General features: G+C 55.7%; 17 protein-coding genes. 13 read left to right on the top strand and 4 right to left on the bottom strand.

Translation table 11 applies throughout. The annotated features are described in order from the left end of the window. Positions 1 to 144: 144 nt before the first annotated feature. The 3 genes from pflB to ycaO form a co-directional block, all read right to left on the bottom strand. Positions 145 to 2,427, bottom strand: coding sequence for a formate C-acetyltransferase (gene pflB, locus EDF73_RS06950; RefSeq protein ID WP_132727561.1), 2,283 nt, complete (start codon positions 2,425 to 2,427; stop codon positions 145 to 147). A gap of 51 nt (positions 2,428 to 2,478) precedes the next feature. Beyond that, positions 2,479 to 3,336: a formate transporter FocA gene (gene focA / locus EDF73_RS06945; protein WP_132727558.1), complete on the bottom strand. Its 858-nt coding sequence runs from the start codon at positions 3,334 to 3,336 to the stop codon at positions 2,479 to 2,481. Positions 3,337 to 3,721: 385 nt separating this feature from the next. After that, the gene (ycaO, locus tag EDF73_RS06940) at positions 3,722 to 5,482 is read right to left on the bottom strand and encodes a 30S ribosomal protein S12 methylthiotransferase accessory factor YcaO (RefSeq protein WP_132727556.1); all 1,761 of its coding nucleotides are present in this window, start codon (positions 5,480 to 5,482) and stop codon (positions 3,722 to 3,724) included. A 115-nt stretch (positions 5,483 to 5,597) separates the two neighbouring features. On the opposite strand from ycaO, the gene EDF73_RS06935 reads away from it, so the two are divergent. The 13 genes from EDF73_RS06935 to EDF73_RS06870 all read left to right on the top strand — a co-directional run bounded on the left by EDF73_RS06935 (position 5,598) and on the right by EDF73_RS06870 (position 20,634). Beyond that, entirely contained in the window at positions 5,598 to 6,290 is a 693-nt protein-coding gene (locus tag EDF73_RS06935) for a DUF421 domain-containing protein (protein WP_132727553.1), read from the top strand. 187 nt (positions 6,291 to 6,477) lie between these two features. Beyond that, entirely contained in the window at positions 6,478 to 7,566 is a 1,089-nt protein-coding gene (serC, locus tag EDF73_RS06925) for a 3-phosphoserine/phosphohydroxythreonine transaminase (RefSeq protein WP_132727549.1), read from the top strand. Positions 7,567 to 7,638: 72 nt separating this feature from the next. Beyond that, a complete protein-coding gene (aroA, locus tag EDF73_RS06920) occupies positions 7,639 to 8,922 on the top strand; it encodes a 3-phosphoshikimate 1-carboxyvinyltransferase (RefSeq protein WP_132727546.1) in 1,284 nt (427 codons plus the stop codon). Positions 8,923 to 9,115: 193 nt separating this feature from the next. Beyond that, the gene (gene cmk, locus EDF73_RS06915; RefSeq protein ID WP_132727544.1) at positions 9,116 to 9,799 is read left to right on the top strand and encodes a (d)CMP kinase; all 684 of its coding nucleotides are present in this window, start codon (positions 9,116 to 9,118) and stop codon (positions 9,797 to 9,799) included. 135 nt (positions 9,800 to 9,934) lie between these two features. Beyond that, positions 9,935 to 11,608 (top strand): 30S ribosomal protein S1, encoded by a 1,674-nt coding sequence (rpsA, locus tag EDF73_RS06910; protein WP_004860074.1) that lies wholly within the window; start codon positions 9,935 to 9,937, stop codon positions 11,606 to 11,608. Positions 11,609 to 11,759: 151 nt separating this feature from the next. Then, positions 11,760 to 12,047 (top strand): integration host factor subunit beta, encoded by a 288-nt coding sequence (gene ihfB, locus EDF73_RS06905; protein WP_004100704.1) that lies wholly within the window; start codon positions 11,760 to 11,762, stop codon positions 12,045 to 12,047. A 211-nt stretch (positions 12,048 to 12,258) separates the two neighbouring features. Beyond that, positions 12,259 to 14,523 carry a ComEC family protein gene (locus EDF73_RS06900; protein WP_132727541.1) on the top strand — a complete coding sequence of 755 codons (2,265 nt, stop codon included), beginning with the start codon at positions 12,259 to 12,261 and terminating at the stop codon, positions 14,521 to 14,523. 36 nt (positions 14,524 to 14,559) lie between these two features. Further along, on the top strand, positions 14,560 to 16,308 hold the full coding sequence (gene msbA / locus EDF73_RS06895) for a lipid A ABC transporter ATP-binding protein/permease MsbA (protein WP_132727538.1): 1,749 nt from the start codon (positions 14,560 to 14,562) through the stop codon (positions 16,306 to 16,308). Then, positions 16,305 to 17,285: a tetraacyldisaccharide 4'-kinase gene (gene lpxK / locus EDF73_RS06890; RefSeq protein WP_132727535.1), complete on the top strand. Its 981-nt coding sequence runs from the start codon at positions 16,305 to 16,307 to the stop codon at positions 17,283 to 17,285. Before msbA ends, lpxK begins: the two co-directional genes overlap by 4 nt. 56 nt (positions 17,286 to 17,341) lie before the next feature. Continuing rightward, positions 17,342 to 18,571 (top strand): winged helix-turn-helix domain-containing protein, encoded by a 1,230-nt coding sequence (locus EDF73_RS06885; RefSeq protein WP_132727532.1) that lies wholly within the window; start codon positions 17,342 to 17,344, stop codon positions 18,569 to 18,571. A 102-nt stretch (positions 18,572 to 18,673) separates the two neighbouring features. After that, positions 18,674 to 18,856 carry a protein YcaR gene (gene ycaR, locus EDF73_RS06880; RefSeq protein WP_132727529.1) on the top strand — a complete coding sequence of 61 codons (183 nt, stop codon included), beginning with the start codon at positions 18,674 to 18,676 and terminating at the stop codon, positions 18,854 to 18,856. Then, positions 18,853 to 19,599 carry a 3-deoxy-manno-octulosonate cytidylyltransferase gene (kdsB, locus tag EDF73_RS06875; protein WP_132727526.1) on the top strand — a complete coding sequence of 249 codons (747 nt, stop codon included), beginning with the start codon at positions 18,853 to 18,855 and terminating at the stop codon, positions 19,597 to 19,599. Before ycaR ends, kdsB begins: the two co-directional genes overlap by 4 nt. 141 nt (positions 19,600 to 19,740) lie before the next feature. Further along, positions 19,741 to 20,634: a YcbJ family phosphotransferase gene (locus EDF73_RS06870; RefSeq protein WP_132727523.1), complete on the top strand. Its 894-nt coding sequence runs from the start codon at positions 19,741 to 19,743 to the stop codon at positions 20,632 to 20,634. On the opposite strand, the gene elyC is transcribed toward EDF73_RS06870, so the two are convergent. Beyond that, complete coding sequence (gene elyC, locus EDF73_RS06865; protein WP_132727520.1) at positions 20,611 to 21,390, bottom strand: envelope biogenesis factor ElyC; 780 nt, start codon at positions 21,388 to 21,390, stop codon at positions 20,611 to 20,613. The genes EDF73_RS06870 and elyC overlap by 24 nt on opposite strands. Between the last annotated feature and the right edge of the window lie 54 nt (positions 21,391 to 21,444).

The raw sequence follows: 21,444 nt of genomic DNA, 5'->3' as shown, positions 1-21,444 counted from the left end.
GGCTGTGTTAAGTCTGTTTTGGCGGTTATCCATTCAGTATAGATAGCGGACAAAAGAGACTGCGGCAGGGAAGGTGTTAAAAAGGCCCCACTTGCGTGGAGCCTTTATTGTACGCTTTTTAAATCGCGATTTCAGTCACACCCATTACATGGTCTGAGTGAAGGTACGCGTAATAACGTCCTGCTGCTGTTCTTTAGTCAGGGAGTTAAAACGTACTGCGTAGCCAGATACGCGGATGGTCAACTGCGGATATTTTTCCGGGTTTTCCATGGCGTCGAGCAGCATTTCACGGTTCATCACGTTGACGTTCAGGTGCTGACCGCCTTCGATAGATGCTTCGTGGTGGAAGTAACCATCCATCAGGCCAGCCAGGTTGGTCTTACGAACTTCGTCGTCTTTACCCAGTGCGTTCGGAACGATAGAGAAGGTGTAAGAAATACCATCTTTCGCGTAAGCAAACGGCAGTTTAGCGACGGAGGTCAGAGAGGCAACAGCGCCTTTCTGGTCACGGCCGTGCATTGGGTTAGCGCCTGGTCCGAACGGCGCACCAGCGCGACGACCGTCTGGGGTGTTACCGGTTTTCTTACCATACACCACGTTAGAAGTAATGGTCAGAACCGACTGCGTCGGGATAGCATTGCGGTAGGTGTGCAGTTTCTGAATTTTCTTCATGAAACGTTCAACCAGGTCAACCGCCATGTCATCAACGCGAGAGTCGTTGTTACCAAACTGCGGATATTCGCCTTCGATTTCGAAGTCGATAGCCAGACCGTCTTCGTCACGAATCGGTTTAACTTTCGCATATTTGATAGCAGACAGGGAGTCAGCCGCAACGGACAGACCCGCGATACCGCATGCCATGGTGCGCACCACGTCGCGGTCGTGCAGCGCCATCAGGGATGCTTCGTAGCTGTACTTGTCATGCATGTAATGGATGATGTTCAGCGCGGTGACGTACTGTTTAGCCAGCCAGTCCATGAAGTGATCCATGCGTTCCATCACTTCGTCGAAGTTCAGGACATCGCCTTTGATCGGTTCAGATTTAGGGCCAACCTGCATTTTCAGTTTTTCATCAACGCCGCCGTTGATCGCGTACAGCATGGTTTTCGCGAGGTTAGCACGGGCACCGAAGAACTGCATTTGCTTACCAACAACCATCGGGCTAACGCAGCAGGCGATAGCGTAGTCATCGTTGTTGAAGTCCGGACGCATCAGGTCATCGTTCTCATACTGCAGAGAAGAGGTATCGATAGACACTTTAGCGGCGAATTTCTTGAAGCTCAGCGGCAGTTTTTCAGACCACAGAATGGTGATGTTCGGCTCCGGAGACGGCCCCATGGTGTACAGGGTGTTCAGGAAGCGGAAGCTGTTTTTGGTGACCAGAGTACGACCGTCAACGCCCATACCACCGATGGATTCGGTTGCCCAAATCGGGTCGCCGGAGAACAGTTCATCATATTCCGGAGTACGCAGGAAACGAACCATACGCAGTTTCATGACCAGGTGGTCAATCATTTCCTGAGCGTCTTGCTCGGTGATTTTACCGGCTTTCAGGTCACGTTCGATGAAGATATCCAGGAAGCTGGAAGTACGGCCGAAGGACATTGCCGCGCCGTTCTGAGATTTAACGGCAGCCAGGTAACCGAAGTAGGTCCACTGGATGGCTTCCTGAGCGGTCGTTGCCGGACCGGAAATATCGTAGCCGTATTTGGCGGCCATTTCTTTGATCTGGCCCAGAGCACGGTGCTGCTCGGAGATCTCTTCACGCAGACGGATAGTCGCTTCCAGGTCTTCGCCGCTTTCCAGTTTATCCTGCAGAGACAGGAACTGAGCGTATTTGTCTTTCATCAGGAAATCAATACCGTACAGCGCAACGCGACGGTAGTCACCGATGATACGACCACGGCCATAAGCATCTGGCAGGCCGGTCAGAACGCCTGATTTACGGCAGTTCAGGATGTCTTTGGTGTAAACATCAAACACGCCCTGGTTATGCGTTTTACGGTATTCAGTGAAGATTTTTTTCAGCATCGGGTCCAGCTCGCGATCGTACGCTTTGCAGGAACCTTCAACCATTTTGATACCACCGAACGGGATGATTGCACGTTTCAGCGGCGCTTCAGTCTGCAGACCCACGATTTTCTCAAGTGCTTTTTCGATGTAGCCAGCGTCATGAGAAGTGATGGTGGAGGCAAGGGAAGTGTCAAAATCAACAGGCGCGTGAGTGCGGTTTTCCTGTTTAACACCTTCCATTACGTTGTCCCACAGCTTGGTGGTCGCCTCAGTTGCGCCAGCCAGGAAGGACTCGTCACCTTCGTACGGGGTATAGTTTTTCTGGATAAAGTCACGGACGTTGACTTCGTTCTGCCAGTCACCTTTCGCGAAACCTTCCCAGGCTGTGGCTAACTTTTCATTAAGCTCGGACATGTAACACCTACCTTCTTAAGTGGATTTTTTATTTACTGCCTGAAACGGCCCTTAGTGATGGTCGTCGCCACGCAGGTAAATGACCCAGTATGTCAACCCAACCAGCAGACCACCGCCGATAATGTTCCCGATAGTGACCGGGATCAGGTTATCAGTGATGAAGTTCATAACGGTCAGGTGAGAGAAATTTTCCGGAGTGGAACCGATAGCGGTCCAGAATTCCGGGCTTGCAAAGTCGCGGATTACGATCCCCATCGGGATCATAAACATGTTAGCGATACTGTGCTCAAAACCGCTGGCAACAAACATGGCCACGGGTAAAACCATAATCATGGCTTTGTCCATCAGGCTGCGGCCGGAGTAGCTCATCCACACCGCCAGACAGACCATCAGGTTTGCCAGGATCCCCAGGCACACGGCTTCAATAAAAGTATGGTGCATTTTGTGGTCAGCGGTTTGCAGGACGTTGAGGCCCCAACCGCCGTTGGCGGCCATATACTCGCCAGACAACCACATCAGTAAGACAAACAGCAAAGCGCCTATCAGGTTACCAACATAGACGTTGAGCCAGTTTCGCGCCAGTTGACCCCAGGTAATTCGCCCGCTGGCTTTCGCCACGACGATCAGAACGGTCGAGGTAAACAGGTCTGCACCGCAAATGACGCAAAGAATCAGGCCGAGTGAAAAGCAGATCCCTCCGATCAGCTTGGCAATACCGAAAGGCATCGCGGCAGTACCGGTCGTTGCAGTGATATAGAAGACAAAAGCGATGGAAATGAAAACACCAGCGGTAATCGCCAGATAAAATGTCTTCATCGGGTGCTTTGTCGCTTTATAGATACCTGCTTCTTCGGCAACTTTCGCCATGGCAGCAGGGAGTAAAAGATCAAAAGGGTTGTCAGCTTTCACACTAACTCTCTCTTTATATAAGTTGGCGGTGAGATACTAACAAAGCATTATAGAAGGGAAATTGATGTAGATCATATCCCACCGGAACTATAGGCCCTGTCAATGTATGGTTTTCATTTTTTTCATGGTTAACTTTATGTTTTTTATGAGGAAAATAAATTTTAAAATTTACAACTTATGTTGATTTTTTTCATTTCTGCGCGCAAATGACGGTTAATTAAAATGGGGTATTTTTATTAAAATTAACAACCATAAAGTGCTGCGTAAATTTTTTTTACGCGAAATTAACTTTGCAACTACAAATAAGGCGGGGCGGTGCGTAAGGATAAAAAAACGGAGCCGTAATCGGCCCCGCTGGTAGAGTGCTCAACCGCGAAAGGCGGTCTTATTTTGCCCAGAATGCGGCTTTTGCACGCTGCAGTTTTTCATAAGCTTTCAGCAAGGACTGGTGAGCCGGGAAAGCGTGCAGATCGCTATCGACCGCCTGCAGACCGTAGAACGGCGCTTCACCGCTCAGCGCGGCGCTGGCGGCTTCTACCGCATCGGCACCGTACATACGGACAAAGGCATTCAGGTACTGTAACGGTTCGCGTTCTTCTTCCTGGCTCAGTAACAACAGCGTCTGCAGGCAGCGGTAGTAGTTCGCGCGTTCTGCACTGAAGATTGAGGCATTGAATTCAATGGTCCATTCTGTCCAGATCAGCGCCTGTTCCAGATCGCCGCCCGCCAGCGCCAGCATCGCCTTCAGCTCACCAATGCGCAGCGTATACCAGCCGTTGTCTTTGCCCGTCGCCAGACCCAGCAGTTCGCGTACGCGGGTAAAATCGTCATTACCTTCATCGTCGAGCTGTTCAATCAGCGCGAGATAATCTTCTTTCTCCCACTCACTGCCCGGCAGGGAAAGCAGGGTTTCGCGCAAATGGCTGCCCATGCTGTTATTCGCCAGCCACAGATCTTCTGCCGGATAAATGTCAGACATCCCCGGAACGATGATGCGGCAAGCGTAGACGCTCAGATGCTCGTAGTCAGCGATGTAAACTTCTTTATCTTCTTGTTTGAAGATGGCCATCAGGGTCGCGAACTCTTCTTCCGTCGTACCGGAGAAGTTCCAGTCGACGAACGGGTAGTCGGCATCCTGCTTGAACATATCCCAGGAGATTAAACCGCTGGAGTCAATAAAGTGGGTTTCAAGGTTGGCATGCTCGGCGACCTCTTCATCATCGAAGGTCGGCGGCGTGAAGACATCGAGATCTTTCAGGCTGCGGCCTTGCAGCAGCTCGGTGACGGTACGTTCCAGCGCGACGCCGAAATCCGGGTGGGCGCCGAAGGAGGCGAAGCAGGTCCCGTTCGTCGGGTTAAACAGCACCACGCAGATCACCGGGTATTTGCCGCCCAGCGAGCCATCGTAGGCAAAAATCGGGAAACCCTCCGCTTCCAGCTTATTGATGGATTCCACCACGCCCGGGTAGCGCGCCATCACCTCAGCCGGGATTTCCGGCAGGCTGATGCTTTCAGCGATAATGCGGTTTTTAATGTGACGCTCAAAAACTTCCGACAGGCCCTGAACACGCGCTTCATTCGGGGTATTACCCGCAGACATGCCGTTAGATACATACAGGTTGCCGACGATATTCATCGGAATATAGACGGTTTCGCCATCGGACTGACGGGTGAACGGCAGGCCGCAAACCCCGCGCTCATCGTTACCTGATTGCAGATCTACCAGCATGCTGGCGGTCAGCTGATCGTCAGGATCGTAGAATGCGCGCAGGCGTGGATCCAGCAGGCCCTCCGGCACGTCGTCGTTTTCAGTCAGCGGGAACCATTTTTCGTTCGGGTAGTGAACGAACGGCCCGTTGGCGATCGTTTCGCCCAGCCAGAAGTCGGCGAAGAAATAGTTGGTGGACAGACGTTCGAAGTATTCGCCCAGAGCAGAGGCCAGCGCCGCTTTTTTGGTCGCGCCTTTACCGTTGGTGAAGCACAGCGAACACTCTTTATCGCGGATATGTACTGACCACACGTGGGGTACCGGATTCAGCCATGAGGCCTCTTCAATATCAAATCCGAGGTCGAGCAACTTCTGCTGGAAGCGAGCGATGGAGTCTTCCAGGGCGGCGTCTTTGCCGGGAATAAACGTTTGAGTCATGGCGATCACTTTTATCGTACGTAAAGCGCGCAATGATACGGCTTTTAGATGACCGGCGCTATCTCCATCGTCTGGCTATCCTTACTGACACCCGATAACTGTTCAGGCGTTAACCATGAAGGCATTTGATTGGCATCGTATGGCGTTGGATAAAGTGCCAGTGGATTTTTTGGCTGAGGTGGCGCTGCGCAGCGTGTACACCTTTGTACTGGTCTTTATTTTTCTTAAAATCACCGGCCGACGCGGTGTGCGGCAGATGTCGCTGTTTGAAGTTCTCATTATTCTGACCCTCGGTTCCGCGGCGGGCGATGTCGCTTTTTATGATGATGTCCCGATGCTGCCGGTGCTGGTGGTCTTTGTCACCCTGGCGCTGCTTTACCGGCTGATTATGTGGCTGATGGGTAAAAGCGAGAAGCTGGAGGACTTACTGGAGGGCAAACCGATCGCGGTCATCGAACAGGGTGAACTGGCCTGGGAAAAATTACAGGCGGAAAACATGACCGAATTCGAGTTTTTTATGGAGCTGCGGGTCAACGGTGTTGAACAGCTGGGTCAGGTCAGGTTGGCTATTCTGGAAACGAACGGACAAATTAGTCTCTACTACTATCCTGATCGAGACGTTAAAGCCGGCCTGTCCATTTTACCTCCGCCGCACAACGCGAGCTTCGCCACCATTCCGCGCGACGATGAATATGCCTGCGTACGTTGTAGCGCAGTTCTTAGGCTACGCGCCGGGGATAAACAATTATGTCCGCGCTGCGCAAATGCAGAATGGTCGCGGGCCAGCCGGGCGAAAAGAGTCACCTGACAGCAATTATGTCGGTTTTATGACGTCAAGCTGGCAGATTCTTTTGTGTGACGGCGGCCGCATTTCGTGGCCGCTTAGTTTTACTCGTTGCGGTGTGTGTCACTGAATGATAAAACCGATAGCCACAGGAATAACTTATGCTCGCGATGGTTCGCGGGCAGACAACATAGCAACGTGGTGAGGGGAAATGGCTCAGGTCTATAACTTTAGTTCGGGCCCGGCAATGCTGCCGGCGGAAGTTCTCAAACTGGCACAGCAGGAATTGTGTGACTGGCATGGTCTGGGTACGTCGGTCATGGAAATCAGTCACCGTGGCAAAGAGTTTATCCAGGTGGCCGAGGCGGCAGAACAGGATTTTCGCGATCTGCTCAATATCCCTTCCAACTACAAAGTTTTATTCTGCCACGGCGGCGGTCGCGGTCAGTTCGCGGGCGTTCCGCTGAACCTGCTGGGTGATAAAACCACCGCAGACTACGTCGATGCGGGTTACTGGGCGGCAAGCGCGGTTAAAGAAGCGAAAAAATACTGTTCGCCCAATACCATCGACGCCAAAGTGACGGTTGATGGCCTGCGGGCGGTCAAACCGATGAGCGAGTGGCAGCTGACCCCTGGCGCGGCGTATCTGCACTATTGCCCGAATGAAACCATCGACGGTATTGCGATTGATGAAACGCCGAATTTTGCTGACGACGTGATTGTTGCGGCCGATTTCTCCTCCACCATTCTTTCTGCGCCGATCGACGTCAGCCGTTACGGTGTTATCTATGCCGGCGCGCAGAAAAACATTGGTCCGGCGGGCCTGACGCTGGTCATCGTACGCGAAGATCTGCTGGGCAAAGCCAACGTCGCCTGTCCGTCAATCCTTGACTACACCGTGCTGGATGCCAACGACTCGATGTTTAACACCCCGCCGACGTTTGCCTGGTACCTGGCGGGCCTGGTGTTCAAATGGCTGAAAGAGCAGGGCGGGGTGGCCGCAATGGACCAGATCAACCAGCAAAAAGCCGATCTGCTCTATGGCGTTATCGATCGCAGCAGCTTCTATCGTAACGACGTGGCGGCGGCCAACCGTTCCCGTATGAACGTGCCGTTCCAGCTGGCCGACAGCGCGCTGGATAAACTGTTCCTTGAAGAGTCCTTCGCCGCGGGCCTGCACGCGCTGAAAGGCCACCGGGTGGTTGGCGGTATGCGTGCCTCTATCTATAACGCGATGCCGCTGGCGGGCGTGAAGGCGCTGACCGACTTTATGCAGGACTTTGAACGTCGTCACGGCTAATCACGGTCTTGCTTTTCATCCCCGCAGCTGGCCTGCGGGGTTTTTATTCTGTTTGTTTGAGAGTTGAGTTTGATGGAATCCCTGACGTTACAACCCATTGCGCGAGTCGATGGCACCGTGAACCTGCCTGGGTCAAAAAGTGTCTCTAACCGCGCTTTGCTGCTGGCGGCATTAGCCCGTGGCACTACGGTGCTGACCAATCTGCTGGACAGCGACGATGTACGCCATATGCTGAATGCCCTGAGCGCCCTGGGAGTTCATTACGCCCTGTCAGCCGATCGTACCCGCTGTGAAGTGACCGGCAACGCCGGTCCGCTGCGGGCCGGTAGCGCGCTGGAGCTGTTCCTCGGTAACGCCGGGACCGCGATGCGTCCGCTGGCGGCCGCGCTGTGCCTGGGAAGCAACGATATCGTGCTGACCGGCGAGCCGCGGATGAAAGAGCGCCCGATTGGTCATCTGGTCGATGCTCTACGTCAGGGCGGCGCGCAAATTGATTATCTGGAGCAGGAAAACTATCCGCCTCTGCGCCTGCGCGGTGGTTTTGCCGGCGGCCAGGTTGAAGTGGACGGCAGCGTCTCCAGCCAGTTCCTGACCGCGTTGCTGATGGCCGCGCCTCTGGCGCCGCAGGATACTACGATCGCCATTAAAGGCGATCTGGTTTCCAAACCGTATATTGATATCACCCTGCATCTGATGAAAACCTTTGGGGTTGAGGTCGAGAACCAGGCTTATCAGCGTTTTGTCATCAGCGGCAATCAGCAGTACCAGTCGCCGGGCGATTATCTGGTGGAAGGCGATGCCTCTTCGGCTTCCTATTTCCTCGCCGCCGGGGCGATCAAAGGCGGTACCGTAAAAGTGACCGGCATCGGTCGCAATAGCGTGCAGGGCGATATCCGCTTTGCCGACGTGCTGGAAAAGATGGGGGCCACCGTCACCTGGGGTGAAGACTATATTGCCTGCACTCGCGGTGAGCTGAATGCGATTGATATGGATATGAACCATATCCCGGATGCGGCGATGACCATCGCTACCGCGGCGCTGTTTGCGAAGGGGACCACCACCTTACGTAACATCTATAACTGGCGCGTCAAAGAGACCGACCGTCTGTTTGCGATGGCGACCGAACTGCGTAAAGTGGGCGCCGAAGTGGAAGAGGGTGAGGATTATATCCGCATCACGCCGCCGCTCGAACTGCAGTTTGCCGAGATTGGCACCTATAACGATCATCGCATGGCGATGTGCTTCTCGCTGGTGGCGCTGTCCGATACGCCGGTGACCATTCTCGATCCGAAGTGCACGGCGAAAACCTTCCCGGATTACTTCGAGCAGCTGGCGCGGATCAGTACGCTGGCTTAACGTTCGCCGACGCAAAAAAGTAAAACATTGTCATCTCCCGGGCTGATGTTCCATCGGCCCGCTATAATTGCGCAATTCTTCTGCATTACATTTCTGGTAGTCCGTAATTTGCAAGCAATGCTCACTTTCCGGCGTATAGATGCGTATAATGCGCGGCGTTTATATTCTATGCGCCTTGCTGAAGGAGAAAAAGATGACGGCAAATATTCCGGTAATCACCATTGATGGGCCTGGCGGCGCGGGTAAAGGCACGTTGTGCAAGGCAATGGCGGAAGCGCTGGGCTGGCATCTGCTGGATTCCGGTGCTATCTATCGCGTTCTGGCCCTCGCGGCGCTGCATCATCATGTTGATGTCGAATCGGAAGAGGCGCTGGTGCCGTTGGCCGCGCATCTGGATGTACGTTTTATTTCCACCGACGGTCATCTGGAGGTCGTGCTGGAAGGCGAAGACGTCAGCGCTGAAATCCGTACCCAGGAAGTGGCGAATACCGCCTCGAAAGTGGCTGCGTTTCCGCGCGTGCGTGAAGCGTTACTCCGTCGTCAGCGCGCTTTTCGTGAATTGCCCGGCCTGATTGCCGATGGACGTGACATGGGAACCGTGGTGTTTCCCGATGCGCCGGTGAAAATTTTCCTTGATGCATCCGCGCAGGAGCGTGCCCACAGACGCATGCTGCAGTTGCAGGAAAAGGGCTTTAGTGTTAACTTTGAACGTCTTTTGTCCGAGATAAAAGAGCGTGACGATCGCGACCGCAATCGCAGCGTGGCGCCGCTTGTCCCGGCCGCTGATGCTTTAGTTCTCGATTCGACTGAACTAAACATTGAGCAAGTTATTGAAAAAGCGCTACACTATGCGCGCGAAAAATTGGCAGTCGCCTGACCGTTAAACGGTGAAGCGCCAGGCCTCCGAATTATAGCAGTACCCCCGCAGCAATGGAGTGTTAGCGGGTATGTTAAACAACCCCATCCGGCATGGAGCCAGGTGGACGTTAAATATGAAACCTGAAGATTAAACATGACTGAATCTTTTGCTCAACTATTTGAAGAATCCTTAAAAACAATCGAAACCCGTCCGGGTTCCATCGTTCGTGGTGTTGTTGTTGCTATCGACAAAGATATCGTACTGGTTGACGCCGGTCTGAAATCTGAGTCTGCCATTCCGGCAGAGCAGTTCAAAAACGCCCAGGGCGAGCTGGAAATCCAGGTCGGTGACGAAGTTGACGTTGCCCTGGATGCAGTAGAAGACGGCTTCGGTGAAACCCTGCTGTCCCGTGAAAAAGCTAAACGTCACGAAGCTTGGATCACGCTGGAAAAAGCTTACGAAGAAGCTGAAACTGTAGTCGGTGTTATCAACGGCAAAGTTAAAGGTGGCTTCACTGTTGAGCTGAATGGTATTCGCGCGTTCCTGCCGGGTTCCCTGGTTGACGTTCGTCCGGTTCGCGACACCCTGCACCTGGAAGGCAAAGAGCTTGAGTTCAAAGTCATCAAGCTTGACCAGAAGCGTAACAACGTTGTTGTTTCCCGTCGTGCCGTTATCGAATCCGAAAACAGCGCAGAACGCGATCAGCTGCTGGAAAACCTGCAGGAAGGCATGGAAGTCAAAGGTATCGTTAAGAACCTCACTGACTACGGCGCATTCGTTGATCTGGGCGGCGTTGACGGCCTGCTGCACATCACCGACATGGCGTGGAAACGCGTTAAGCACCCGAGCGAAATCGTCAATGTTGGCGACGAAATCACGGTTAAAGTGCTGAAGTTCGACCGCGAGCGTACTCGTGTATCTCTGGGCCTGAAACAGCTGGGCGAAGATCCGTGGGTAGCTATCGCTAAGCGTTATCCGGAAGGTACCAAACTGACCGGTCGCGTGACCAACCTGACCGACTACGGCTGCTTCGTTGAAATCGAAGAAGGCGTTGAAGGCCTGGTTCACGTTTCCGAAATGGATTGGACCAACAAAAACATCCACCCGTCCAAAGTTGTTAACGTTGGCGACGTAGTGGAAGTTATGGTTCTGGATATCGACGAAGAACGTCGTCGTATCTCCCTGGGTCTGAAGCAGTGCAAAAACAACCCGTGGCAGCAGTTTGCGGAAACCCACAACAAGGGCGACCGTGTTGAAGGTAAAATCAAGTCTATCACTGACTTCGGTATCTTCATCGGCCTGGACGGCGGCATCGACGGCCTGGTTCACCTGTCTGACATCTCCTGGAACGTTGCAGGCGAAGAAGCAGTACGTGAATACAAAAAAGGCGACGAAATCGCAGCGGTTGTTCTGCAGGTTGACGCAGAGCGTGAGCGTATCTCTCTGGGCGTTAAACAGCTCGCAGAAGATCCGTTCAACAACTGGGTTGCACTGAACAAGAAAGGCGCAATCGTCAACGGTAAAGTCACTGCAGTTGACGCTAAAGGCGCAACCGTAGAACTGGCTGACGGCGTTGAAGGTTACCTGCGCGCTTCTGAAGCTTCCCGCGACCGCGTTGAAGATGCGACTCTGGTTCTGAGCGTTGGCGATGACGTTGAAGCTAAATTCACCGGCGTTGATCGTAAAAACCGCGCAATCAGCCTGTCTGTTCGTGCTAAAGACGAAGCTGATGAGAAAGATGCTATCGCCACTGTTAATAAACAGGAAGATGCAAACTTCTCTAACAACGCAATGGCTGAAGCTTTCAAAGCAGCTAAAGGCGAGTAATTTTCGTCATTCAGGTTACAACAACCTGAATTATGACGAGTTTACTTGACAGATTGCAGGATTCGTCCTGTAATCAAGCACAAAGGGCGGCTACGGCCGCCCTTGTTTAAAGCAGTTAGCTAATTTTGCCTTGAAGGAAACCGGAGGAATAATGACCAAGTCAGAATTGATAGAAAGACTTGCCAGCCAGCAATCTCACATTCCTGCGAAAGCGGTCGAAGATGCTGTTAAAGAAATGCTGGAACATATGGCCTCAACGCTTGCTCAAGGTGAGCGCATTGAAATCCGCGGTTTCGGCAGTTTCTCTTTGCATTATCGAGCACCTCGCACCGGGCGTAACCCGAAAACTGGCGATAAAGTCGAACTGGAAGGTAAGTACGTTCCGCACTTTAAGCCCGGGAAAGAATTACGCGACCGCGCCAATATTTACGAAGAGTAAGTCTCGCAGAACGGCGACAACGTACTCTGACAATAAAAAAAGCACCGCAGAAGGTGCTTTTTTTATGCCTGCTATTTGTCCCTCCTCACAAAAAAACATCCTCTTTGCGGCAAGCCGAACGTTTCTGCGGAAGCAAAAATCCGGGCTAATCGAACGGTGACTGACGAGCCTCTGGCTTAGCGTGATACTTCTGGTTAACAGGGAGGGCGCTATGCGTTTGCCACAGCTTGCCGGGTGCGCGATTTGCGGGATGTTACCGCTGTTGTTATTACCTGATTTACCCACGTTGGCCACCGTACAGGGCACCGTTGTCGGCGCTCTGCTGGTCGCGCTGTCCCGCAGAACCGTTGCCCGCTATCTGGCACTGACAATGCTGTTTTTCGCGTGGGGCGTACTCCACGCGCAGCAGGCGCTATGGCCGACTCAGGCGTTAGCGGGCGGTTCCCGTCAGATAGAGGTTGAGCTGAGCGCCGTGGACGGGGAGACCACGTTCCAGGGAAATATCACCCGTTTAAACGGGCGGCGCCTGTCTCCCGCACCGGGCGTTACGTTTTACGGCCGTTCTCTTCCCGAGCCACCGTGCGCCGGGCAGCGCTGGCGAATGACCGCCCGGATTCGGCCGATCCATAGCCAGCTCAATGAGGGGGGCTTTGACGGCCAGCGTTACGCCCTGGCCCAGCATCGCGCTTTAACCGGGCGCTTTACCTCCGCTGAGGCGCTCGACCTGAACTGCAGCCTGCGGGCGCGCTATCTGGCGTCGTTAGAGCATACCCTTACCGCATTCCCCTGGCAGTCGGTGATATTAGGGCTCGGGATGGGGGAGCGTCTGGTGGTGCCGGGAGAGATAAAAGTCCTGATGCAGGAAACCGGAACCTCGCATCTGATGGCGATATCCGGCCTGCATATCGCGCTGGGGGCATTGCTGGGTGGGTTAGCGGTACGTGGCCTGCAATTCTTTTTGCCCTGCCGCTGGATAGGCTGGCAGATGCCATTACTCACGGGCCTGGTCTGTGCGTTATTTTATGCCTGGCTGACCGGGATGCAGCCGCCGGCCCTGCGGACCTGCGTCGCGTTAGGCGCGGGGGTTGGCCTGCGCTTATCCGGCAGGCGCTGGTCGCCCTGGCAGATATGGGGATGCGGTATCGCCGCGATTTTATTCGCCGATCCGCTGGCGGTGTTGTCCGATAGCCTGTGGCTGTCGGCATTTGCCGTCGCGACGCTGATTTTCTGGTATCAGCTGGTGCCGGTGTCATTACACGCCTGCCGCTGGCCGCTGCGCCAGATACTGGCTTTATGCCACCTGCAGTTCGGACTGATGTTCCTGCTATTACCTCTCCAGATCGTCCTCTTTCACGGCATGAGTATGACTTCCTGGGTGGCGAATCTTGTTGCCGTCCCGTTAGTGACCTTTGTTATCGTGCCCCTCATTCTGGGGGCGATGGTGGTACACCTCTGCGGACCCGTGCTGGCCGAGATGGCTTTGTGGCTGCTGGCCGACCGGCTGCTGGCGGGGTTATTCTGGTTTTTGCGTCTGCTGCCACAGGGCTGGCTCAGCCTGGATTTCCGCTGGGCAGGGGTGAGCGTCCTGCCGTGGCTGATACTTCTGGTCTGGCGCTTTCATGCCTGGCGTTCGCTCCCGGCTGTCTGTCTCAGTAGCACCGTGCTGCTGAGCTGGCCCTTCTGGCGCCACCTGCCACAGGATGAATGGCGGGTGACGATGCTGGATGTCGGGCAGGGGCTGGCGCTGGTTATCGAGCGCCAGGGCGCGGCTATCCTTTATGATACCGGGCTGGCCTGGCCCGATGGCGATAGCGGTCGGCAGATTATTATTCCCTGGCTCCGCTGGCATAACCTGCGTCCGGAAGGCATTATCCTGAGCCATGAGCATCTCGATCATCGCGGCGGTCTGAACTCGCTCCTCGAGGCCTGGCCCGGGCTCTGGGTCCGCAGCCCTCTGGACTGGGCGGGGCATCGGGCATGCCGCCGCGGTGAAAGCTGGCAGTGGCGCGGGTTAACTTTTCGCGCGCTATGGCCACTGCCGGGGAGCAGCGCAACCGGCAATAATCGCTCCTGCGTGGTGCGAATCGATGATGGAAAGCGCAGCATTCTGCTGACCGGAGATATTGAAATTCCAGCGGAAAGGGCCATGTTGAGCCGCTACTGGCAGCATCTTGCGTCTACACTTATCCAGGTTCCGCATCATGGCAGCAATACCTCTTCTTCGCTAGCGCTATTGCAGCGAACCGGAGGTGCGGCGGCGCTGGCCTCTCTGTCCCGCTATAATGCGTGGCATATGCCTGCAGAAAAGGTTATTCAGCGCTATCGGCAACAGGGCTATCAGTGGTTCGATACGCCGCATCAGGGGCAAATTACGGTGAGTTTTTCCGCAGAGGGTTGGCAAATCCACGGCTTACGAGATCAACTTTTACCGCGTTGGTATCATCAGTGGTTTGGCGAGACCGCGGATAACGGGTAGAATATGCGGCTATTTCAACACAAGCTGGTTTATTGAATGCAGAACGATAAAGACCTCTCCACGTGGCAGACCTTCCGCCGACTCTGGCCGATTATTGCGCCGTTTAAAACCGGACTGATCGTGGCGGCAGTCGCGTTAGTGTTTAACGCGGGTAGTGATACCTTCATGCTATCGCTTCTTAAACCGTTACTGGATGATGGTTTTGGTAAAACGGATCGCTCAGTGCTGCTCTGGATGCCGCTGGTAGTGATCGGCCTGATGGTGCTGCGCGGCGTCACCAGCTATATTTCAAGCTACTGTATCTCCTGGGTTTCCGGCAAAGTGGTTATGACCATGCGTCGCCGACTGTTCAGCCATATGATGGGGATGCCGGTTTCCTTCTTTGACAAGCAGTCGACAGGGACTCTGCTGTCGCGTATCACCTACGACTCCGAACAGGTGGCGTCATCCTCTTCCAGCGCGCTGATCACCGTGGTGCGCGAAGGGGCTTCGATCATCGGCCTGTTTATCATGATGTTCTACTACAGCTGGCAGCTGTCGCTAATTCTGATCGTGTTGGCTCCTATCGTCTCAATGGCGATTCGCGTGGTATCCAAACGTTTTCGTAATATCAGTAAAAACATGCAGAATACCATGGGGCAGGTGACCACCAGCGCTGAACAGATGCTGAAAGGGCATAAAGAAGTGCTGATGTTCGGCGGCCAGGCGGTAGAAAGCAGCCGTTTTGATAAGGTCAGCAACAAGATGCGTTTGCAGGGGATGAAAATGGTCTCCGCGTCGTCTATCTCCGATCCGATCATTCAGCTGATCGCCTCGCTGGCTTTGGCGTTTGTTCTGTATGCCGCCAGCTTCCCCAGCGTGATGGAAACCTTGACCGCCGGTACGATCACCGTCGTCTTCTCTTCCATGATTGCCCTGATGCGCCCGCTGAAATCCCTGACTAACGTCAACGCCCAGTTCCAGCGCGGGATGGCCGCCTGCCAGACGCTGTTTGCGATCCTTGATTCCGAACAGGAAAAAGACGAGGGTAAGCGGGTTATCGAGCGTGCGAAAGGCAATCTCGAGTTCAACAACGTCACCTTTACCTACCCGGGCCGCGATGCGCCGGCGCTGCGTAATATCAATCTGAGTATCCATGAGGGTAAAACGGTCGCGCTGGTGGGGCGTTCGGGGTCGGGTAAATCGACTATCGCCAGCCTGATCACCCGCTTTTATGATATCGATGAAGGGCAGATTACGCTGGATGGGCACGACCTGCGCGAATACACCCTGGCTTCTCTGCGCGATCAGGTCGCGCTGGTATCGCAAAACGTCCATCTGTTCAACGATACGGTGGCGAATAACATCGCCTACGCGCGCACAGAAGAGTACAGCCGTGAGCAGATCGAAGAAGCGGCGCGGATGGCCTATGCCATGGACTTTATCAGCAAAATGGATAATGGCCTGGATACGGTTATCGGCGAGAATGGCGTCCTGCTTTCCGGCGGTCAGCGTCAGCGTATTGCCATCGCGCGGGCGCTGCTGCGTAACAGCCCGATCCTGATTCTGGACGAAGCAACCTCGGCGCTGGATACCGAATCCGAACGCGCCATCCAGGCTGCGCTCGACGAACTGCAAAAGAACCGCACTTCGCTGGTGATTGCTCACCGCCTGTCAACCATCGAGCAAGCCGACGAAATTGTGGTGGTGGAAGAGGGTCATATCGTTGAACGCGGTAGCCATGCCGATCTGCTGGCGCACCGCGGCGTATATGCCCAACTGCATAAGATGCAATTTGGCCAATGATTGCGCGTATCTGGTCCGGTGAGTCGCCTTTATGGCGACTTCTGCTGCCGCTCTCCTGGCTTTATGGCCTGGTGAGCGGGCTGATTCGCCTCAGCTACCGGCTGGGGCTGAAGAAGGCCTGGCGGGCGCCGGTGCCGGTGGTGGTGGTGGGCAACCTTACCGCAGGCGGCAACGGCAAGACGCCGGTGGTCATCTGGCTGGTGGAGCAGCTACAGCAGCGCGGGATCCGGGTCGGCGTGGTGTCGCGCGGCTATGGTGGTAAAGCGCCGGGCTACCCGCTATTGCTCAGCAATCGCACCAGCACCGCGGAAGCGGGCGATGAGCCGGTGCTGATTTTCCAACGCACCGGCGCGCCGGTTGCCGTCTCGCCGGTGCGCAGCGAGGCGGTGCAGGCGCTGCTCGCCGCCCATGATGTGCAGCTGATCGTCACTGATGACGGTCTGCAGCACTATAAGCTGGCGCGCGATAAAGAAATTGTCGTCATTGATGGCGTGCGCCGTTTTGGTAACGGCTGGTGGCTGCCGGCCGGGCCGATGCGTGAACGCGCTTCCCGTTTACGCAGCGTCGATGCGATCATCGTCAACGGCGGCGTCGCGCAGCCGGGAGAGATCCCGATGCAATTGCGTCCCGGGCTGGCGGTGAATGTGTTAAGCGGTGAGCGACGTCAGGTGGCGTCATTCGCTAATGTCGTGGCGATGGCGGGAATTGGTCATCCGCCGCGCTTTTTTGCCACTCTGGAAAGCTGCGGCGTGCAGCCGGTGAAAACCGTCGCGCTCGCTGACCATCAGGCATTAACTCAGGCGGGCGTGTCCGCCCTCGTGACCGCGCAGCAAACGCTGCTGATGACCGAGAAAGACGCGGTAAAATGTCGCGGGTTTGCCGAAGCGAACTGGTGGTATTTACCCGTCGACGCCATCATGACGGATGCACGCGCACAGCGCTTGCTGACGGATCTGGTGACGCTGGCGCAACGTTAGTGCTGCCACGCTGGCTTTCACCGACGCTGTGCCGCAGTCCTTTACGGAGAACCTGCATGTCGGTATTAGCACTGTCACTCAAAGAAGCCCGTCATCTCCACCTTGCGGCGCAGGGGTTACTGAAAAAACCCCGACGTCGTGCCCGCGCCGGTGACATTCTGCAAACTATTCAGCAGATGTCGCTGCTGCAAATCGATACCATTAACGTCGTGGCCCGCAGCCCCTACCTGGTCCTGTTTAGCCGCCTTGGCAGCTACCCGCAAGGCTGGCTGGAAGAGGCGCTGCGCGCCGGGGAGCTGATGGAATACTGGGCCCATGAGGCCTGTTTTTTGCCGCGTAGCGATTTTCCCCTGATACGTCATCGGATGCTGACGCCCGATAATATGGGCTGGAAGTACCGCAAAGCGTGGATGGCGGAACACGCCGAGGAGATTCAGCAGTTGCGTGAGCATATTGCGCAGAATGGCCCGGTACGTTCGGCCGATTTTGCACATCCGCGCAAAGGCGCCAGCGGCTGGTGGGAGTGGAAACCGCACAAACGCCATCTGGAAGGGTTGTTTACCGCCGGGGAAGTGATGGTGGTGGAGCGACGCAATTTTCAGCGGGTATATGACCTGACGCAGCGGGTGATGCCGCACTGGGACGACGCGCGCGATGCATTGTCACAGGCGCAGGCGGAAGAGAGAATGTTGCGTAACAGCGCCCGGAGCCTGGGTATTTTCCGCCCACAGTGGCTGGCCGATTACTATCGGCTGCGCCGGCCCGCGTTGCCGAATCTGCTGGCCAACTGGCAGGAAGAGGGGCTGGTGGTGCCAGTGAAGGTGGAAGAGTTAGGCGAGATGTGGCTCCACCGCGAAGCGCTCGGGCTGCTGGAATCGGCGCCCGGCGGTAAACTCTCCGCCAGCCACAGCGCCGTGCTCTCGCCATTTGACCCGGTGGTCTGGGACCGGAAACGCGCCGAGCAGTTATTCAATTTTAGCTATCGTCTTGAGTGCTATACCCCGGCGCCAAAGCGGCAGTATGGCTACTTTGTTCTGCCGCTGCTGCACCATGGCAAACTGGTGGGCAGAATGGACAGCAAAATACATCGCAAAACCGGGGTGCTGGAAGTGTTCTCGCTGTGGCTGGAAGAGGGGGTCAAGGTGACCCCAGGCCTGGAAAAGGGGCTGCAGCGGGCGCTTGAAGAGTTCGCCCTCTGGCAGTCGGCCCGGCGAATCGCCATCGGGCGTCTGCCGCCGATGCTCTTTGCCGACCGGCGTGAGGGCTGGGAAATCGAACCGGCCTGAGCCGCAGGCCACGTCCCGCTCAGCGCGACCGCAAACGGATCCCTGAGTTTGCCATCATGTGCTATGCTGCTGCGGAATCTATTCGGTCCATCAGGAGGAATCATGGATCACCGTTTACTTGAAATCATCGCCTGTCCTGTCTGCAACGGTAAACTCTACTACAGCCAGGATAAGCAAGAGCTGATCTGCAAAATTGACAGCCTGGCCTTTCCTTTTCGTGACGGCATCCCCGTGTTGCTGGAAACCGAAGCCCGCGCGCTAGCCGTGGGAGAAAGCCATTCATGAGTTTCGTGGTCATCATCCCTGCGCGCTTTGCCTCCACGCGCCTGCCGGGAAAACCTTTACAGGATATCAACGGTAAGCCGATGATCGTTCATGTGCTGGAGCGCGCGCGCGAGTCCGGCGCCGAGCGTATTATCGTGGCGACGGACCATGAAGACGTTGCCCGCGCCGTCGAAGCGGCCGGGGGGGAAGTGTGCATGACGCGTGCGGATCATCAGTCCGGTACCGAACGTCTGGCTGAAGTCGTGGAAAAATGCGCCTTCAGCGATGACACCATCATCGTCAATATTCAGGGCGACGAGCCGATGATCCCGCCGGCGATTGTCCGTCAGGTGGCTGACAATCTGGCGGCCAGCAGCAGCGGGATGGCGACGCTGGCTGTGCCCATTCACGATGCCGAAGAGGCGTTTAACCCGAATGCGGTGAAAGTGGTTATGGATGAACAAGGCTACGCCCTGTACTTCTCCCGCGCCACCATTCCGTGGGATCGCGATCGCTTTGCCAAATCCCGTGAGGCCATCGGCGATTCTCTGCTACGCCATATCGGTATTTACGCTTACCGCGCCGGCTTTATCCGTCGCTATGTCAGCTGGGCTCCCAGCCCGCTGGAGCAGATCGAAATGCTGGAGCAGCTGCGCGTGCTGTGGTACGGCGAAAAAATCCATGTCGCGGTGGCCGAAGTTGTCCCGGGCACCGGCGTTGATACACCGGAAGATCTGGAGCGCGTTCGCGCAGAGCTGCGTTAATCCCTCTGTCCCCTCCGTCGGGAGGGGATATTTCCACGTTTTTTTTCCATATTTTTTCCGCTAATTTTTGATCTTACCCGATGACATCCCCGCGGCTGGCGCTCATTATAAAACCAGTAGTATTCACAGGGGCAATCAATAATGGAACAATTGCGAACCGAACTGAGCCACCTGCTGGGGGAAAAACTCAGCCGCGTGGAGTGTGTCAGTGAGAAGCCCTCGTCGGCGCTGTGGTCGCTATACGATGCGCAGGGAAATCCGCTACCGCTGCTGGCGAGAAGTTTCACCACTCCCGGCGTTGCCCGCCAGCTGGCATGGAAAATCTCAACCCTGGCGCGGAGCGGCACCGCGCGCATGCCGGTGGTCTACGGGGTGTTGACCCATGAAGAGCATCCTGGCCCCGACGTGTTGCTGATTGAGCGGCTGCGCGGAGTATCGGCAGAAGCGCCGGCCCGTACGCCGGAGCGCTGGGAACAGCTGCAGGAGCAGATCGTGGAAGCGCTTCTGGCATGGCATCGGCACGATAGCGGCGGCTGCGTCGGTATGGTCGACAGCACCCAGGAAAACCTGTGGCCGAACTGGTACCGTCAGCGGGTTGAGATGCTGTGGAGTACCCTTAATCTGTATCAGGATACCGGCCTGACGATGCAGGATAAACGAATTTTGTTCCGCGCCCGCGAGTGCCTCCCGGATTTATTGCAAGATTTTAATGATAACTGCGTGCTGGTACACGGCAGCTTCACGCTGCGCAGCATGCTGAAAGATGCGCGCAGCGATCAGCTGCTGGCGATGGTCGGGCCGGGCATGATGCTGTGGGCGCCGCGAGAATATGAGCTGTTCCGCCTGTCTGACGGCGGACAGGCGGAACAGCTGCTGTGGCACTATCTGCGCCGCGCGCCGGTGGCGGAGTCCTTCCTGTGGCGGCGCTGGCTCTATCTGCTGTGGGACGAGGTGGATAACCTGGTCAATACCGGGCGCTTTGACCGCGGCCGCTTTGATTTAGCGGCGAAATCAATCCTCCCCTGGCTTGCCTGACGCTCCTTTCAGCCACTGCCAGATGCGCCCCAGCGTTTCATAGCCTACGCGATCGCTGTGCATCAGCCAGAAAGGCGAAGGGATTGCCCGCTCCCACGGGTTGAGCGGCGACTCCACCGCCAGCTGGTTGGCGGGCGCTGGCAGAGGGTTCAGCCCGGCATGACGGAAGAAAATCATCGCCCGCGGCAAATGTGATGCGGAGGTCACCAGCAGGAACGGCGCATCGCCGATCGTCTGTTTCACCGCCGCGGCTTCTTCCTCGGTATCTTTCGGCCGATCGAGTACGATAATCTCGCTGCGCGGCACGCCAAGGCTTTGCGCGACCCGCGCGCCGGCCTCCGCCGTGCTGACCGGGTTGGTTTTCGCCGCGGCGCCGGTAAAGATCATCTTCGATCCCGGATTCTCCTGCCACAGCCGTATCCCCTCGGTCAGTCGCGGCAGGCTGTTATTAATCAGGTTTGAGCTGGGAGCCCACTGCGGATTCCACGTATACCCGCCGCCGAGCACCACCACGTACTGAACGTGCTGTGTACCGCGCCATGTCGGATAGGTCTCTTCTATCGGTTTAAGTAAACCGTCGGCCACCGGTTGCAGGCTGAGCAGCGCCAGCAGTAGCCAGCCGACGCTGACGCAGGTCTTGCCGGTGCGTTGAAAACGACTGAACCAGAGCAGCGCGATACCCACCGCAATCAGCAGCAGCAGCAGCGGAAGCGGCAGCATCATGCCGCCAATATACTTTTTCAGCGTAAAAAGCATGCCAGATGGCTCCTTTTTTAACCATATAACCAAAGTTATGCCCGGATCTTATAA

Origin of the sequence: Klebsiella sp. BIGb0138 (genome assembly GCF_004342285.1) — a bacterium.
Lineage (GTDB): Bacteria > Pseudomonadota > Gammaproteobacteria > Enterobacterales > Enterobacteriaceae > Klebsiella.
The sequence above is the reverse complement of the archived record's forward strand: the minus strand, read 5'-3'. Positions and strand labels throughout refer to the sequence as shown.

What these genes read in the sequence shown, in the direction of transcription:
- ycaO (WP_132727556.1), bottom strand. Translation starts at nt 5,482, where the DNA reads ATGACTCAAACGTTTATTCCCGGCAAAGACGCCGCCCTGGAAGACTCC.
- cmk (WP_132727544.1), top strand. Translation starts at nt 9,116, where the DNA reads ATGACGGCAAATATTCCGGTAATCACCATTGATGGGCCTGGCGGCGCG.
- lpxK (WP_132727535.1), top strand. Translation starts at nt 16,305, where the DNA reads ATGATTGCGCGTATCTGGTCCGGTGAGTCGCCTTTATGGCGACTTCTG.
- elyC (WP_132727520.1), bottom strand. Translation starts at nt 21,390, where the DNA reads ATGCTTTTTACGCTGAAAAAGTATATTGGCGGCATGATGCTGCCGCTT.
- pflB (WP_132727561.1), bottom strand. Translation starts at nt 2,427, where the DNA reads ATGTCCGAGCTTAATGAAAAGTTAGCCACAGCCTGGGAAGGTTTCGCG.
- msbA (WP_132727538.1), top strand. Translation starts at nt 14,560, where the DNA reads ATGCAGAACGATAAAGACCTCTCCACGTGGCAGACCTTCCGCCGACTC.
- ihfB (WP_004100704.1), top strand. Translation starts at nt 11,760, where the DNA reads ATGACCAAGTCAGAATTGATAGAAAGACTTGCCAGCCAGCAATCTCAC.
- EDF73_RS06935 (WP_132727553.1), top strand. Translation starts at nt 5,598, where the DNA reads ATGAAGGCATTTGATTGGCATCGTATGGCGTTGGATAAAGTGCCAGTG.
- EDF73_RS06885 (WP_132727532.1), top strand. Translation starts at nt 17,342, where the DNA reads ATGTCGGTATTAGCACTGTCACTCAAAGAAGCCCGTCATCTCCACCTT.
- EDF73_RS06870 (WP_132727523.1), top strand. Translation starts at nt 19,741, where the DNA reads ATGGAACAATTGCGAACCGAACTGAGCCACCTGCTGGGGGAAAAACTC.
- EDF73_RS06900 (WP_132727541.1), top strand. Translation starts at nt 12,259, where the DNA reads ATGCGTTTGCCACAGCTTGCCGGGTGCGCGATTTGCGGGATGTTACCG.
- aroA (WP_132727546.1), top strand. Translation starts at nt 7,639, where the DNA reads ATGGAATCCCTGACGTTACAACCCATTGCGCGAGTCGATGGCACCGTG.
- ycaR (WP_132727529.1), top strand. Translation starts at nt 18,674, where the DNA reads ATGGATCACCGTTTACTTGAAATCATCGCCTGTCCTGTCTGCAACGGT.
- serC (WP_132727549.1), top strand. Translation starts at nt 6,478, where the DNA reads ATGGCTCAGGTCTATAACTTTAGTTCGGGCCCGGCAATGCTGCCGGCG.
- rpsA (WP_004860074.1), top strand. Translation starts at nt 9,935, where the DNA reads ATGACTGAATCTTTTGCTCAACTATTTGAAGAATCCTTAAAAACAATC.
- kdsB (WP_132727526.1), top strand. Translation starts at nt 18,853, where the DNA reads ATGAGTTTCGTGGTCATCATCCCTGCGCGCTTTGCCTCCACGCGCCTG.